This window comes from Zunongwangia sp. L-65 (genome assembly GCF_056859415.1).
In genome coordinates this window covers 142,315-156,953 of record NZ_JBSXOK010000049.1, presented here as the reverse complement: position 1 = coordinate 156,953, position 14,639 = coordinate 142,315, and the positions used below count along the sequence as shown (strand labels likewise).

General features: G+C 35.9%; 12 protein-coding genes and 1 pseudogene. All 13 read right to left on the bottom strand.

The features are described from left to right. Nucleotides 1–835 (bottom strand): DUF3875 domain-containing protein (locus AC13DP_RS06970; protein ID WP_483067464.1); only part of this gene is annotated, 835 nt, incomplete at its 3' end. A 307-nt stretch (nucleotides 836–1,142) separates the two neighbouring features. Continuing rightward, nucleotides 1,143–1,430: a hypothetical protein gene (locus AC13DP_RS06965; RefSeq protein ID WP_072879957.1), complete on the bottom strand. Its 288-nt coding sequence runs from the start codon at nucleotides 1,428–1,430 to the stop codon at nucleotides 1,143–1,145. 1,202 nt (nucleotides 1,431–2,632) lie between these two features. Continuing rightward, nucleotides 2,633–3,337 (bottom strand): adenylate/guanylate cyclase domain-containing protein, encoded by a 705-nt coding sequence (locus tag AC13DP_RS06960; protein WP_245812578.1) that lies wholly within the window; start codon nucleotides 3,335–3,337, stop codon nucleotides 2,633–2,635. A 431-nt stretch (nucleotides 3,338–3,768) separates the two neighbouring features. Continuing rightward, nucleotides 3,769–5,073, bottom strand: a complete 1,305-nt coding sequence (locus AC13DP_RS06955) for a TolC family protein (protein WP_228249475.1) — start codon at nucleotides 5,071–5,073, stop codon at nucleotides 3,769–3,771. Between the two features lie 7 nt (nucleotides 5,074–5,080). After that, complete coding sequence (locus AC13DP_RS06950; protein ID WP_072879961.1) at nucleotides 5,081–8,206, bottom strand: efflux RND transporter permease subunit; 3,126 nt, start codon at nucleotides 8,204–8,206, stop codon at nucleotides 5,081–5,083. 11 nt (nucleotides 8,207–8,217) lie between these two features. Then, a complete protein-coding gene (locus tag AC13DP_RS06945) occupies nucleotides 8,218–9,273 on the bottom strand; it encodes an efflux RND transporter periplasmic adaptor subunit (protein ID WP_072879963.1) in 1,056 nt (351 codons plus the stop codon). A gap of 31 nt (nucleotides 9,274–9,304) precedes the next feature. Then, the gene (locus AC13DP_RS06940; protein WP_013073487.1) at nucleotides 9,305–9,895 is read right to left on the bottom strand and encodes a TetR/AcrR family transcriptional regulator; all 591 of its coding nucleotides are present in this window, start codon (nucleotides 9,893–9,895) and stop codon (nucleotides 9,305–9,307) included. 1,331 nt (nucleotides 9,896–11,226) lie between these two features. Further along, nucleotides 11,227–11,742 (bottom strand): hypothetical protein, encoded by a 516-nt coding sequence (locus AC13DP_RS06935; protein WP_013073485.1) that lies wholly within the window; start codon nucleotides 11,740–11,742, stop codon nucleotides 11,227–11,229. Then, nucleotides 11,739–12,401, bottom strand: coding sequence for an ATPase (locus tag AC13DP_RS06930; protein WP_072879969.1), 663 nt, complete (start codon nucleotides 12,399–12,401; stop codon nucleotides 11,739–11,741). The genes AC13DP_RS06935 and AC13DP_RS06930 overlap by 4 nt, the downstream gene beginning before the upstream one ends. Next, entirely contained in the window at nucleotides 12,385–13,104 is a 720-nt protein-coding gene (locus AC13DP_RS06925) for a hypothetical protein (RefSeq protein WP_347407399.1), read from the bottom strand. Before AC13DP_RS06925 ends, AC13DP_RS06930 begins: the two co-directional genes overlap by 17 nt. A 3-nt stretch (nucleotides 13,105–13,107) precedes the next feature. Then, the gene (locus tag AC13DP_RS06920; protein WP_072879973.1) at nucleotides 13,108–13,392 is read right to left on the bottom strand and encodes a helix-turn-helix domain-containing protein; all 285 of its coding nucleotides are present in this window, start codon (nucleotides 13,390–13,392) and stop codon (nucleotides 13,108–13,110) included. Between the two features lie 279 nt (nucleotides 13,393–13,671). Then, a pseudogene (locus AC13DP_RS06915) lies at nucleotides 13,672–14,283 on the bottom strand (RteC domain-containing protein); the annotation flags it as partial. Nucleotides 14,284–14,298: 15 nt separating this feature from the next. Further along, on the bottom strand, nucleotides 14,299–14,511 hold the full coding sequence (locus AC13DP_RS06910) for a hypothetical protein (protein WP_347407400.1): 213 nt from the start codon (nucleotides 14,509–14,511) through the stop codon (nucleotides 14,299–14,301). Nucleotides 14,512–14,639: the final 128 nt, after the last annotated feature.

The window sequence follows — 14,639 nt, the reverse complement described above, 5'->3', positions numbered from 1 at the left end:
TGTTAAGCTCTACCACTTTCTTATCAAGCAGCTTGCGCCATTTATGTTTGTCATCCAAATACAGGATTTGGTTAACGATATGGTTCTCGTTTAGCGTAAGCCCTAAGCCATCAATAAACCCTTGGTGAAATACAAAATCGTCTGAAGTGAATTTATCATTGGTTTTGCTAGTCTGTACACTTTCGCCAAAGCACAGTTCGCTGTTGATGGCCAGGGCATCAAAATAGTTTTCGCCGATGTTGACGTTTTTCTTATCTAGAATAATATCGGTGTCAAAGCCTTTGTTAAAGCCATTAAAATATTCTTTGGTTATCGCTTGAATTTCCTTTGGGTTAAGCGGAAAAAATTTCATTTTCCGACTGTTGTTGATAAAGGAAACGGAATCACTTACGGCACTTATAAAATGCTGAACATTGTCATCTAATTCCTGAATTATCGTTTTTGAGACCTTGCGGAAAGGGTTGACATATTTAGAGTTGTTCAGCGCTTTATTTTTGGTTAGGGTAAAGAAGAGATAACAGTTGTGGTTGATATATTTTCGGCCTTTAAAATGATCGCTTGTGGCTTTTTCCAAAAATGTGGTATAGGGAAGCTCTTCAGCGGTATATTGCTTTTTGAGATAGACATCTTGCTTGTGAACTACGGTACCGACAGGCAATGATTTTAATGCCTGAAACCAAGCCCCGTGCATATCCTCAAAATCCTTTTCAGACAAGGAATAGATTTCTGGTAGGTTTCCTTTATAGCATACCACAACATTGCCATTATTGGCAAATAGGATATTGTCTTGGATATCCGCAATGGGCTGATAAGTAGAAAGATTAATTGTGTTCATAATCGAGACCGGAATTTCGTTTGTTACTGATGCTTTTTGGGAAGGTTCGCGCTAGCTGGAAGACCTGGGGATTGTTGATGATTCTTATCAGGGCGATATATAAGACTGTATTAAGAACCAATACGCCGATGATCATTCCAAAACTGAACGAGAAAATAATAATGAGTAAAGAAGCTATGATGGATATTATCATCACCGCAAAGAGGGAGAGGGGCAGTCCAAAAATAACTGCCCTTTTCCTGATGTTTTTATAGACCTCGAACTTCTTCATAACAGATTCATTAACTGCCAAATGTCGCTTAGCGACTTAGACTACGATTCCAATGAGGTAGGTGAAAATGCCCACTACGGCACCGGCAATAAGGACAAAGACGAGCACACGGGTGATCCCTTTTTTGAGGTCAGCATTTTCCCCGAAGAAATGGCCGGCGTTAAAAAGAAAGCCGATCAAGAAAATGACCCCTAGGATGATGGGGAAAATGGTTCTAATGGTATTGGATACATCATCAACGGAATCTTCAATACCACCAATTTGTGCGAAAAGAGAATTTGAGAGAAGCGAAAGAAAGCTTGCCAGATAGATAGATTTTTTCATAACGGAACGGTTTAAATTTTTGATTCGTTTTCGTTATGAGAAAAGTAATGGTTTTATTGTTTAAATATCTGTAAATCAATTATTTGTTGATAAAATATCATTTATAATCAATTGATTTTTAATAGTGTTATTTCATATCAAATTTTATGAAATCTGGAAAGTAGGTTGTTGATAACTTGAAATGTAGAAAGGAAAAAGATGCTCAAAAACGTCAGTTTTGTGATTTTGCTTCTAGAAATGTGTGTGATTTTGGATAAGAACCGGCAACAAGAAAACGTATTCTTATTGATATTGGCCACGTCGGAAAAGACAACGGTGCATCTGAATAAATTGCATTAAAAAATATGGGATATTTGATATCGCCTTTGAAACTTTATAGCTCAAATAAAGTTAGAAAACGATATATATTTACTTAACTTGCAATAGACATACTCTTATTTACTTATCTAAGAGAAAAACTGAATAATGATTTGTTTTTTTACACTCTGTAATCATTCTCTAATTTATCCGTTTCAATTTACTCTATGTTTATTTTTTTCTAGGCTGGTATACTGTAAAATATAGCTGTTGCCATTTTTATATAGATTAGTTACTTAAAAACTCAGAATTTATTTTTGTATACTTTAATATTTTATAATAAAGGAAAGGATAATCCGATTTCAACTTCCCTATAAAATACTTTTGAAATAATTAGACTTATATTTATAGTAGGACTGCTTTTCCTTTTAACCGTAGATCAGTTTTCCTTACGTAAGCGTACTATTAGAGTTAATGTTCTAAAGGGAATTTAATCTATATAAATTTTCCAAAAAATCATTTGTATATAGGTGAAGTAAAAGTAAGTATCCCATTGCAATTTATCTAGCATCGCCTTTTTAAAGCGTATGTTATTTGTCATCGGCATCGTTTACGCTTATTAACTGATGAATCTGGGTTATCAGTTATTATCCTTATAAATGGAAAATAGGGTGCTTTTTGAACAAAGATCCCTTAGCTATAACCATTATATGATTTGGATCAAAACTGTATAGAAGGTAGCCAATCTGTTTTTTATTAATGAAACTATTAGCAACATGTTATATTATGAAGGATTGAAAATCAATAATTGGAAACATTTTAATGGTATTGTGGGGTTTATGCCTGAATGAATTTTTTCTTTTATTTTTTGAAATTTTAATAAAAGGGCGGTTTCCTTATTCTAACTACTCAACAGCAAAGACTTCTACACTATGTTTCCTTCCTTCCAGTATTTGTGACCCTAACGGAGTAACCTTAAAATTTTGGGAAATTTCCTTGTTTTGGTTTACCTGCTCGGAGATGAGTATTTTTCTATTAAAAATTTTACAGAGCCCCTGTATTCTGGAGCATACATTCATGGTGTCACCGTGAAAGGCAATTTCCCTTTTAAGATCACCAATTTCAATAGCTGTAACGATCCCTTCGTGGATGCCGGCACGAAAAACAGGTATTGATCCATAATGGGAATTAAACTGCTTTTCCTTTTTTTTTAACCTTTGATTTAAGGCAAACAAGAATTTAATGGAATTTAATGTATTAAAATGTTCTAATTTCCAGGTGATTACAATCTCATCACCAACATATTGATAGATGTGGGCTTTAAATTTTTTAGCTACCTGATTGACCTCCATGATGCTTTCCTGTATAAAACTACTATACTTGAGATGCCCCAGTTCTTCCGCCAAATGGGTAGAACCTTTGAGATCCAAAAATATAAAAAGTCTGTTTTCTTCCCGGGGGAATCGGTATTTGCCAAGGATCAAGGGCATGGTAAAACCTGGACTGTTTTTACTTACCATTTCATTTATAAAGCTCACAATAAAAATCATAAACAAAGTGTAGGTGAGGATAATGATATCAAAATTCCTTGTATTTGAAGGTGTGGCCATATATCCACTTATAAATAAGTAACTATAATCATTCAATAAATTTTTTATAATATTCAAAATAAGCCATAGAGCAACAAAATAAAAAATAGTCCTGACCAGACTGTCGAAGACTAAGGAGCTACTTTTAAATTGCAATATTTTCAATAGTCCTTCCATTAAAGAAAGTACTGTCCCTGTTAAGAGCCCAAAGGCCATAAAAAAAAGAAAGAGGTTAGGAAATTTAATATTCCAACTAATGCTCAATGGTATATTAACCATGTGGGCCGTATAATAGAGGATAACTGAAAGTACGCCATAAGCTATCAACCAAAAAACTACCTGCCTTAAAAACAACCTCAAAAGTGGGTATCGGTAGACAAGACTTAGTATGAACATTTTTTTATAATTACTCTATTAAAATGAAAATGGGACCCATTAATTTCTTGCGAATTTTATAGGTTGTTCGTTACAAACAAATACTTCGATTCTGCAATCTTATAATTCGCATAAGCATTAGCGTATTCAGTTTCTGCCGATTCTTCTTGTTGCTGCGCGTCTAATAGATCCGTAAGGTTGTTCAGTCCGCTGTTGTAATTATCCCGTTGAACCTTTAGGTTCTCATTGGCATACTCCAGATTGTCCTTAGCATAATTAATTTGCTTATAAGCATCCATCAGGTCGTACCAGGACTTCATAATCCCTATTTTAAGTTCGTCTTTGCGATCGTCGAAATTATTCTGTACAATTTTTTCCTGCAGCGCTTTTTGCTTCACTTTATGGCGACCGGCTCCCCACCAATCGGAGATGGGAATGCTTACCATCCCAAAGGCCACCGGCATAAACTGACTGTCAATCGCATCGTTGAACGTTCCGAAATAACCTGCATTTACTCCAACAGAAACCTGTGGTAATAAGTCGGCTTTTGTGATTTTCGTTTGCAATTGCGATGCGCTTATCGATTTTTCAAGCAGCTTGTAATTATTGTTGTTTTGAAAATCGAGATCGGGGTTAGGGTATTTAAGTCGGGGTGGGGTGACTTGCTTTAACGTATCGGCAACGACGGTGGTTGTATCGTAAATTTTCCCTACATAAAGCCCTAAATCAAGTAATGCCAGTTTACGCTGATTGCCGAGTTTGCTTTGTTGTAAAAGTACTCTACTGCGGTTGGTCCTTACCCGAAGTAATTGATTTTTAGCGATAAGTCCGGCTGAAAGCAAATCTTGTTGTTGCTTCAGTAATTCGTCCAGGTACATTTTGCTGGCGCGTATGGCTTTAAGTTGTTCTTGTACTTGTACCAGTTGCCAGTATTTTTGTTCGGTATTTAGAATTACCGAATCTGTTGCCTGCTCGGCTTGTATGGTTCGGGTTTCTGCCTGAAGACTTGCCAGGGCACTGGCGCTTCTTATTTTTCCTCCGGCGTAAACAACTTCGGTTGCTGTGGCTCCGGCCTGATAAAAATTATCGATTCCATCGGGCAGTATTTCTGGGATGGGCGGGACAAAGTCCTTAAACCCATATAAGCCGATTCCGGTTGCACTAACTTGCGGAAAATAATTGGCAATAGCTTCTTGTTTGGCGGCTTCAGCTTGTTCTATTCTTATTTTTCCGTTTTTGATATCGTTGCTGTACGATAATGCGGCTTCCTTAACTTCTTCTAAATTTAGTTTTTCTTGTGCAAGTAAACTTCCGCAGGACAAAAAACTTAGCATACACCAAATAACAAGGGGTGTACTGTTCTTTATTAGCATCTTTTTCATACTATTTCTAGGCGTTTGCATTATTTTCTTTTGTTTCTTCTTTTTCCTCTTCGTCTTTTTCGTTCCTAAAAAACAACCAGTATAATACGGGTAAAACATATAGGGTAAGTATCATAGACATCATTAAACCAAAGGCGATAACGGTTCCTAATGGTCCCCATAAACTTGATCTACTAATAATCATTGGCGTTACTCCAACGGCAGCGGCAGAGGAGGTAAGGAAAATAGGACGCATTCTTCGTTTGGCGGCGTGTGCGGCAGCTCGGTAAACTGAATGGTCGTGATGAACTCTTAATTCATTGGCAAAATCGATCAAAATAATACCGTTTCTTACCACGATCCCGCAAAGTGCCAATATCCCTAAGAAGGAAGTAAATCCAAAAGGATATTGCATTAACATTAGTCCTAGGGCTGCACCAAATATACTAAGTGGCATTGTGATGAAACTTAATAGGGCTTGTTTAAATTTCCTAAAATGCCAAAGCAGGATAAGGAAAATAATAAGGACACTTATGGATAATGAGATTCCCATAGGTACCAGGTTTTCCTGACTCATTTCGTGTTCACCTCCATAACCTACAGTGATACTGTCTGGAAGCTCCATTTCTTCGATTTTGGGACGAAGCTTGCCTAATATCACATTGGCTACGGCTCCTTTTTCAATATCTACACGTACGGTTAAGCAGCGCATTCCGTTACGTCTTACAATTTGTTCTTGTTCCCAACCCGGGGTTATCTTGGCTACCTGACGTAGTGGTACTGTTTTACCGGTATTAGGTGAGATAATGGATAATTCCCTTAGGCTGGAAACCGATTGATCTTTATGATCTTCAGCCTTTACTTTTACGTTAATGGCATAATCGCCGTCCCAAATCTGTGTGGCATTTAATCCTTCCATATTCATCGCTATGGTGTTGGCGATATTTTCACGGGTAAGGCCTATGCGTGATGCTTCGGCTTCATTAACATCAATGGCAACGGTTTGCTGCATTTCCCCATAATTGGTTCTGGACCAAATGGTTTCTGGGGTTTCTCTTGCCAGGTCAATGATTTTATCTCCGTAGCTTTTTAAGGTGTCGATATTATCACCAAAAAGGCGCACTTCTACCTGTGCGGGTTTGGCAATCATATTTAGCTGTTTCATCCTTAAATACGCGTTGGTAAACATTTCAGCGTATTTTTTATCATATTCTTTCAGCACTTCTTCCGTAGCATCGTCTGAGGTAGTGGTGACCAAAATTTGGGCATAGTTCTTAGCGGGAAGGTTGGGCGCGTAAACCATATGGAAACGCGGTGAACTTTCGCCTATAAAACTGGTATAGTCGTGAATACGCTCGTCTTTTTCTAAAATCTTCTCAAACTCTTTTACTACTTTTTCGGTTTCTTCGAGACTGCTGTTTTTAGAAAGATAAACTTCTACTGCAAATTGGTTCCTTTCAATTACCGGAAACAATTCCTGCGATAGGTTAGAGAAAAAGAATACTCCCACAACTATGGAAAGTACACCAATACCTACTGTAATTCTATAATGCTTCATTGCGCTTTCAACACTCTTATTGAAGAAGTGCTGTAACTTTTCTAGCATCGATTTTTTCTTCTCTTTGTCTTCTTCCTTTTTGTTATGGTGCAATCCTTTTTTAATGAATATGGTATTGAAGAAGGGCACTAATAATACAGAAATGGCGAGTGAAAGGAATAATGCCAGCATTATAGTATAGGGGAAGGTACTTAAAAAGTCTTTCGCGGTTCCTGTCATAAAAAATACTAAAGGCAGGAAGGTGGCCGATATGGCAAGGGTTGCTGTAAATACCGATGGGAAAAGTTCTTTGGCACTGTTAAGGGCGGCTTTCCAAACCGATTGTCCTTCATCTAGTTTCTCTACGTGGTTATCTATGACCACAATGGGATCATCTACCACAATTCCCAATACGATAATTAGGGCGGCTAAGGTTACGGTATTTAGCTCCATTCCCAGCATAAACATTAACGCAAGGGTGGCGAGAATGGTAATAGGAATGGTGGCTGCGGCAACTGAAGCTACACGAAAGGGTAGGAGCAGTAGCGTTACAATAATTACCCCGGCTAGGGCAAAGCCGAATTCTTTAAGGAAGTGGCTTATGGAATGATGAACTACTTCGGGCTGGTTGGCAATTTTTCTTAACTGAATATCCTGCGGAAGTTGTTCTTTAAAGGTGTCGAGTTTTTCATCAATTCGGTCTCCAAATTGTACAATATTGTTACCGGAAGCCATTTCGAGCGTAATGATCATCGCTTTGGTTCCATTGGCGGTAATAAAGGAGTCTGGATCTTCGTATTCTTTTTTTACTTTGGCAATATCTTTTATACGGATCACACGTCCGTCCCGATCGGTGCTTACAATGTGGTTGGAAATATCGGTCACATTTTTAAGAAACACCTCCATATTTATAGGACGGTCAAAAGTGGGCGACTCTAAAGTGCCGTTGGGCCGTATGGTTCCCTGCGATTGCAAGCTTTGCATTAAAGTGCCTGGGCTAATTCCGTATTGTGCCAGTTTATTTTGATCTACGTAAACCGAAATTTGCTCGGTAAGTCCGCCGGAGTGGCTAATTTTTGCCATCCCTTTCACCTGCCGAAGTTGATCTTCTATTTCTTCTACGTGTTTTTGCAGGTCTTTGTAAGGTCTGGTTTTAGATTCTACGGCCAGGATCATCGCGGCAGTACTTCCAAAATCACTGTTCACTATAATTCCCTTAACGCCGGGAGGGACACTACGTTGCTGAAAGATTAATAGGTCGTTTTTAAGCTTGTTCCAAAATTGTTCAGTTTCATTGTGGCCTACACGGTTGGCTACTTCCACATAAATGTACATTTCGCCATCACGGGTATAAGAGTAGGTTTTTTCTTTGTCTACTTCATTATAGCTGAACAGGAATTTTTCGACTTTAGCGGTAAGTTGTTCTTCTACTTCTTGTGAATTGGCACCGGGATAAAACCCCATTACCAATCCTTGCCGAATCGTAAATTCAGGAAATTCGTTACGGGGCATATTGAAAAGCCCTAACAAGCCAATCACCACAAAAACAGAAGCTAATGCCAGTGGAAAAGCTTTGTTTTTCATTGCCCATTCTATCATCGAACCTTGTTTTTTCATAAAATAAGGACTTATTGTTTGTTTATAATTGTAACCGGAGTGTCTTGAGTGAGCTTATGGTAGCCTGAAGTGATAAGTTGATCTCCTTTTTGTAAACCTTCAGTGATGGCGATGCCATTGTTGTATAGTTTTCCGGTTTTTACAATGCGTCTTTCTGCTTTGTTTTCGTTTACTACATAGACAAAATTTTCATTCTTTTCGGTTACCGATACGGTTTCTACAGGAACAATGAAAGTGTTAGAGGCTTCTTCTGAAGTATTTTCTTTTTCGGGAAGTGTAACGGTACAGGCCATCCCGGGCTTTATTTTTTTGTCTTTATTGTTAATGGTAATTTTTGCGGTATAGCTAGGGGTGTTACTGTCTGATTGTACGGATATTTCGGTAATTTCACCTTCATATTCGGTATCTAAGACTTCTATTTTTACAATGGCTTTATCTCCGGTTTGATATTGGTTTACCTGATCGTCTGGAATTGGAATGATGGCTTTAAGCTTATCGATATCAAAAAAATCGACGATGGGTTGGCCGGGTGATGCCAGATCTCCGGTTTCCATCATTTTTTCACCAATATAACCAGTAAAAGGAGCGGTAATACGGGTGAATTTCACGTTTTGGTAGCTGGCTTGCGCGGCTGCTTCGGCCTGTTTGTAATTGGAGCGTGCTTCTACCATTTTTACTTCAGCAATACTTCCTTTTTTATAGACTTCTTCTACACGATTGTAATTGTCTTTTGCCATTTCAGCTTGCGCTCTTCTTGCTTCATACTGTTTTTGATAGGCTGTACCATCTATTTTGGCAATTAGGCTTCCTTTTTGTACAAAATCGCCCATACCTACCGGAAATTGTTCAATGGTCCCGGATACCTGAAAACTTAGTTTTACGCTTTTATCGGCAGCAATTCTACCAGTGGCAGAAAAATGGGCTCCACTACTTTCTAAAGAAGTGTTGCCTACCATTACGGTTTTAACCTCGATGGGTTGAATTTCCCTTTCTTTTTCTTCTTTTTTACAACTTTGAAGCGTTAACGTTGCCAAACAAAACAAAAGGATGAAATGAAACTTGCGCATATGTTATAATTTTAATTTGTGAGGATTTTAGTTATTGATCGTATTTTAAACCTTTAATAAGAATATTGACAAGCCAATCGAGCCTTACTGACATATTTTCTATGGAACCGTAAAGGAGCATTTCTTTTTCTAAACCGCTATAGGCGGTTACCATAGTCATTGCTAAAAATTGCATATTTTCCTGACTAATGGGGGCGATTTCTTTTTTATGGATTGCCCACGTGAGTATTTCTTGAAAAATACTATTCTCTATATGTCTTAACTTCATAAATAGGGAATGAGCAATGTTGAAGTTTTGCTTAATGTCTTCTAGCAAAAAAGTATACTCTTTGGTTTTATTTATGAGACTTTTGAGTTTAATCTCATTATATAACCGTAGGTTTTCTCCAATAGTGTTAGATTTTTTAATTTTCGCTTTGGCAGGTTCTATTATAGAAAAGTATTCCATTTCGGCCACCTGCTCAAAAACTTCATGTTTGTTTTTAAAGTAATAGTAGAGTGTGCTTCTACCTTTATTTGCGGCTTTGGCAATATTATCCATTGTGACTTTATCAAACCCCAATTTTTTAAATACCGCCACGGAAGAATTAATAATGTGATCTTTAACTAAATCGTCTTTCATTGGACAAATATAATTAAAATGTTTAATTATAGATAAAAACCAAAATAATATCGAAATAAAAAATATGAATAATATGATTATCTAAAGTGACAACCAATCCACATAACCTCTTTATTTCCCTTACTGAATTTGAGACGAGAATGAATGAAAAATCCATATTAGAAAGGTTCAATGAAAAAGCACACCAAATTTTAAAGCAGCCGGGGTGTTTAACATAGAAAGATGCGATAATTAATTTATTATAAATTTGGATAAAGCCATAGAGCGTGAAATATTTTCGCATCTGGTTCACGAAGAAATTATTCCAAATTTGACAGATGTCAAAAATTTATTACCTGGCTAGTATAAATGTCTTAACATCGGGGTATACCGCTATTCATGTTAGGGAAGATAAAATAATAATAAAATACTATTAGATTGCTGGAGAAGTGCAAATATCAAAGGATAGCAAAATATTTGATTGAAAAAATAAAACAGAATTATCCAAAAAAAACTTATCAAAGCCACTTGCTACATCCCTCAAAAGGATTTTTTAAGCATCTGAGCTTTGTGCTTAAAAAACTGGATAAAGAACTTAATGGAATAATGATGGAACGTAGAATTGTTTAATAAAAAAAATCTCTAGAATATTTTTTAAGATTAAAAAAGAAAAGATAAACGTACAAATAATTCTTTATGAACATTCCTATGGGGATGCCTGTAGGGATATTCATTACCAATGGCTTATCTAATATTTTGAAGACACTAATATGACAAATCTTTTTTTGAGAGCTCTCTAAAAGAAATCCTATATAAAAGGAATATATTTTCTATACTCTCTAGAAAATTAAATTGTTGTTTCTATTGGGTTGGAAAGAGTTACGGACAAAGAATACACCTTGGTCAAGATGAAATTGAAACCAGATTTCCGAGAATTAAGGATTCGACAGTTGTTAACGAATAAAGCCTTGGAAAAACTCAAGAAATGAAATTGCACAGCATGATTTTGTATACCAATCATCCATTGTTTCTGGTTTTAAATATGTATTGCAAGTATGGTTTCCGGTTTGAGAAACCTTAAATTCTATTGGCAAAGAGAGCGACCAAAAAATGGTAAAGAATTTTTTTCATCCTGAAACCAGTAATTTCTAAGATTTTATACTACACTTTTGTCTTTACTTCTTTATAAAACGCGACTAACTTAAACAGCTGCTGCATTTGGCTGCTTACGCTGTTTCCGTAGCGTTCATCTTCTCATCATCATTAAGGTTGGTGATGATAGTTTAAATCGCCCCCATCCCTATAAATTCTTGGGATTTTCTAATGTTCTTAATGAATTACCATAATCCATATTAGGGTTTTAGATCGTTTTTATTCAATGTTTTCATAACAATCTGCTTCGGTAAAAAATTCCAACAAAAATAACTACTGCTAAAAGTAATTTTATTACGGTTGTCGAACTTCATGCGCTTATCAAACATTAATAATTGTAAATCCCTCTCTTTAAATAATTGCTTTGGAGCAGCATCATTTAGCCAAGTATTGGTCATTAAAAGAGCAAAAGGTTTTTTGAAGTAAAGGGCGCGTTCAAAAATTAAACGTTTGTTGGTAAAGGGTGGATTAGAGATAAGGATATCCCAATTCTTAGGTTCGTAGGTATAAAAATTTTCTCCATTTGAAATATGGGAATATACCACTGGACTTTGAAGAGAAATAAGTTTGACAAACCAACTATCTTTAGTATCAAAAGGACACCAAATGATTTTGCCTTTAGGGATATATTCTAAAATTGGAAGTACTCCATACGCAGGGGTATGGCATTCATCGTTTTTACCATTTGAATACAATATTTTTTTCGAATCTATCATACTCTTTTGTCGTTGCTTTTTTTATCAAAAGCAATTAAATTAAATAGTTCTCGCATCCGGCTTCGCACTCGATTTCCGTAACGTTCTTCAAGTTCATCAGCGTTTAGGTTGGTGGTAGCGTGAGTCTTGACTTTATGTTTGGTTTGCAAGTATAAATCATAACGAGATAAAAGCACTTCTCCCATAACATTCAAATCTTTTCCGTAAAACCTACCGGCGGGTTCTACGCCCAGATCGTCAAAGCAGAAGAATTTAGTATTGCCATATTCTTCAATAGTTTTGAAACCTAAATGATTAAAACTGAAACTTACATTACGGCAAGGGATCATTTCATAGGGGCGTTGAAAAGGAACTAAATGTCGAAGCAACTTCATTAAACTGGTTTTGCCACAACCTACCGGACCGGAAAGGAGGATTCCTTTTTCTAAATCGATATCAAATTTGCTGCAAGACTCACGGTCTCTGATAAAATATGAGCATAATTTCAAAAGTATCTTTTTATCCTCTTCATAAATCCTGAATCTTTTACCGAAAAGTAGTTTACCTTTTGCATCCAGGTAAATCAAGATTTTCAGAAAATCGTATGTTACGTTTTTACCGTCAAATTCACCTAGCGAATATTCCACGCCACCTTCGGTTATTTTAGAGGGGTTGTCCATAGTCTTTGGTTTTAGTGGTACGCAAGTTATCCTCTTTATGATACGCTTGCTTTTTGTTTGGCCTGTTTTCCTGGTCAAACAATTCGGTTCTATCCATCCAGTTCACGGCTAAGGCTTTCCAGTCACGTATGGCTTTTCCATCGCTCGTTTTCCAATCTTTGTTTTCGTAATGATCGAAAAATTTTTCTCCTTCATTTGCATCAAAATTTTTTTCAATAAAAAAATCTAAAACAGCCTGCCTGGCCTTTGGCTGTTTATTATTGTTTTCTTGTTTGTTATTGTTTATAGTAGATACCAATGCTTGTCCACTGGTGGGACGGTGCTGGTTCACTACCGGTTCACGTATGGGATGGTACTGTTCCGCAAGTTGCTCTAATTTGGGATCGTAGTGTCCCAGATCTGGTTCATCACTTGTCCCGATAATGGACATCTTAATTTTACTTCCTTTATAAGGATTATTTGATGGAAAATAGGTGAGGTAATTCCACGAGTTAAGGTCAGTTACCCAACGATGATAAGTAGATTTAGAACCAATCTTGGCCGCGCGCATCAAATCTCTACGGTTCACAAAAAAATCTTCTGCAAAACGGCTACTGTTCCATTCCTGAAACAGCGCCATATACAGACTGATGTGAGTAGGGTTTAAACGGTCATCGAAATAGAACGCTGAAAAAGCCGAATTCAATAGCTTAATGTAGTTCATCTCTTAAGAACTTAAATCGTGCTGAACACGATTTTCTTCCATTACGTTTTGGATCTCTTCAGCATCATAATAAATAATACCACCTACTTTTGTGTAGGGAAGGGTACCATTAATCCGTAAATTTTGAAGTGTTCCAGGACTTATTTGAAGTAAGTCCATCACCTCAGAAGATTTAAGATACTTTTTGATTTTTCCGGAAGATTGTTTGGCTAGAAGGTTTTTGATATCATCCAGTAATTCCATTTTGAATTCTTGAAGATCGTCGGTGGTAATAATACTTGTTGGCATAATAGAACGATTTATGGAAAAGCTTTAATAAATTTAAATAGTTAGCTTTTACCTGATTTAACTTTCGTTCTACGAATTTGGAGAGTTTTATTGGGTTTTCTTCACAAGTCGAACCCAAGTTGTGCAAAGATTTAACATTCTGTTATTTAGTGGTTTTTGAATTGGTTTAATATATAAAAGGCTTTTCTTATTATATAGAATTTGCTAAAATCTACTTTAAAGCAAACACCCAAGTTGAAACCAACTTGGGTGTTTGCTTTATAAATAATCTCTTTAAATTTAATTATCTGCTTCTTTAATTTTTTTCAGGAGGCTTGTTTTCAATAAATCTAAAAATCTAGCGTAATCTTCTTTACGTCCTCTGATTTCCAAAAAGCTTCGATAGTAATTTCCCAAGTTGATGTCAAATATTTTTTCAAAAGCGGTCGCTAAATCCTTAATGTCTCCTTTTACAGTTCCAGATGCTATTAATGAGTAAATAAGTTCAATTAAATCAATTTTATTTGAAGTCCACGTAAGACTCAAACTTTCTAATAATTTTTCATTGTTTGAAATTTTTCTTGTTGATTTTTTCAAGTCATTTAATTCATTGGTGTAATGGTTTAACAATAAATCATATGCCAAAATCTTTGCAACAGCATTATCGTGGCTAGTAGAGAATTCGGCATCGGTATAAAAATGAGATGTATCTGAAAGTAAGCCGATGTTATCATTACCACGTAAAAAATAAAACTCATCTAGAAAAGTAGCATTCTGTCTATAATATTTAATAAACTCAGCATTGTGATAATAATATTCCTGAAGTTTTTTTATTTCAGTGTCTAAGTATTTACGTTTTGACTTATCGGTACCTCTTGGTTTCTGAAGTAGGTATTTATATAATTTAGCATAAAACTTAAGTTGCCCTTAGATGAATGGTTTTTGCTTTTTGAAAAAGAGGATTTCATTTTCTTTATTGATAAAATTATTTTCTCGTAAAACAACTCTTAATTTTTGTAAATATTTTCGAGATATTTTAATGCCTTCTTCAACATTCGAAAATTCATTGAGGTTTTTGTCGTTAACGTCATCAAGCGCTAACTTACATTCATCAAGTATATGTTGTATTTCATTTGTCACTAAAATTTAGTTTTATCAAGCTGATTACATCTTATTGAACCTGCATAACTTCAATGATCATATTAAATCCTTTTCGAATTGATTATTAATATATTTATGTTGATAATCAATTATTTAGGTATGGATAT

Bases quoted from the DNA above. Each gene is read 5' to 3' on its own strand.
- AC13DP_RS06965 (WP_072879957.1), bottom strand. From the start codon at position 1,430: ATGAAAAAATCTATCTATCTGGCAAGCTTTCTTTCGCTTCTCTCAAAT.
- AC13DP_RS06960 (WP_245812578.1), bottom strand. From the start codon at position 3,337: ATGGCCACACCTTCAAATACAAGGAATTTTGATATCATTATCCTCACC.
- AC13DP_RS06955 (WP_228249475.1), bottom strand. From the start codon at position 5,073: ATGAAAAAGATGCTAATAAAGAACAGTACACCCCTTGTTATTTGGTGT.
- AC13DP_RS06950 (WP_072879961.1), bottom strand. From the start codon at position 8,206: ATGAAAAAACAAGGTTCGATGATAGAATGGGCAATGAAAAACAAAGCT.
- AC13DP_RS06945 (WP_072879963.1), bottom strand. From the start codon at position 9,273: ATGCGCAAGTTTCATTTCATCCTTTTGTTTTGTTTGGCAACGTTAACG.
- AC13DP_RS06940 (WP_013073487.1), bottom strand. From the start codon at position 9,895: ATGAAAGACGATTTAGTTAAAGATCACATTATTAATTCTTCCGTGGCG.
- AC13DP_RS06935 (WP_013073485.1), bottom strand. From the start codon at position 11,742: ATGATAGATTCGAAAAAAATATTGTATTCAAATGGTAAAAACGATGAA.
- AC13DP_RS06930 (WP_072879969.1), bottom strand. From the start codon at position 12,401: ATGGACAACCCCTCTAAAATAACCGAAGGTGGCGTGGAATATTCGCTA.
- AC13DP_RS06925 (WP_347407399.1), bottom strand. From the start codon at position 13,104: ATGAACTACATTAAGCTATTGAATTCGGCTTTTTCAGCGTTCTATTTC.
- AC13DP_RS06920 (WP_072879973.1), bottom strand. From the start codon at position 13,392: ATGCCAACAAGTATTATTACCACCGACGATCTTCAAGAATTCAAAATG.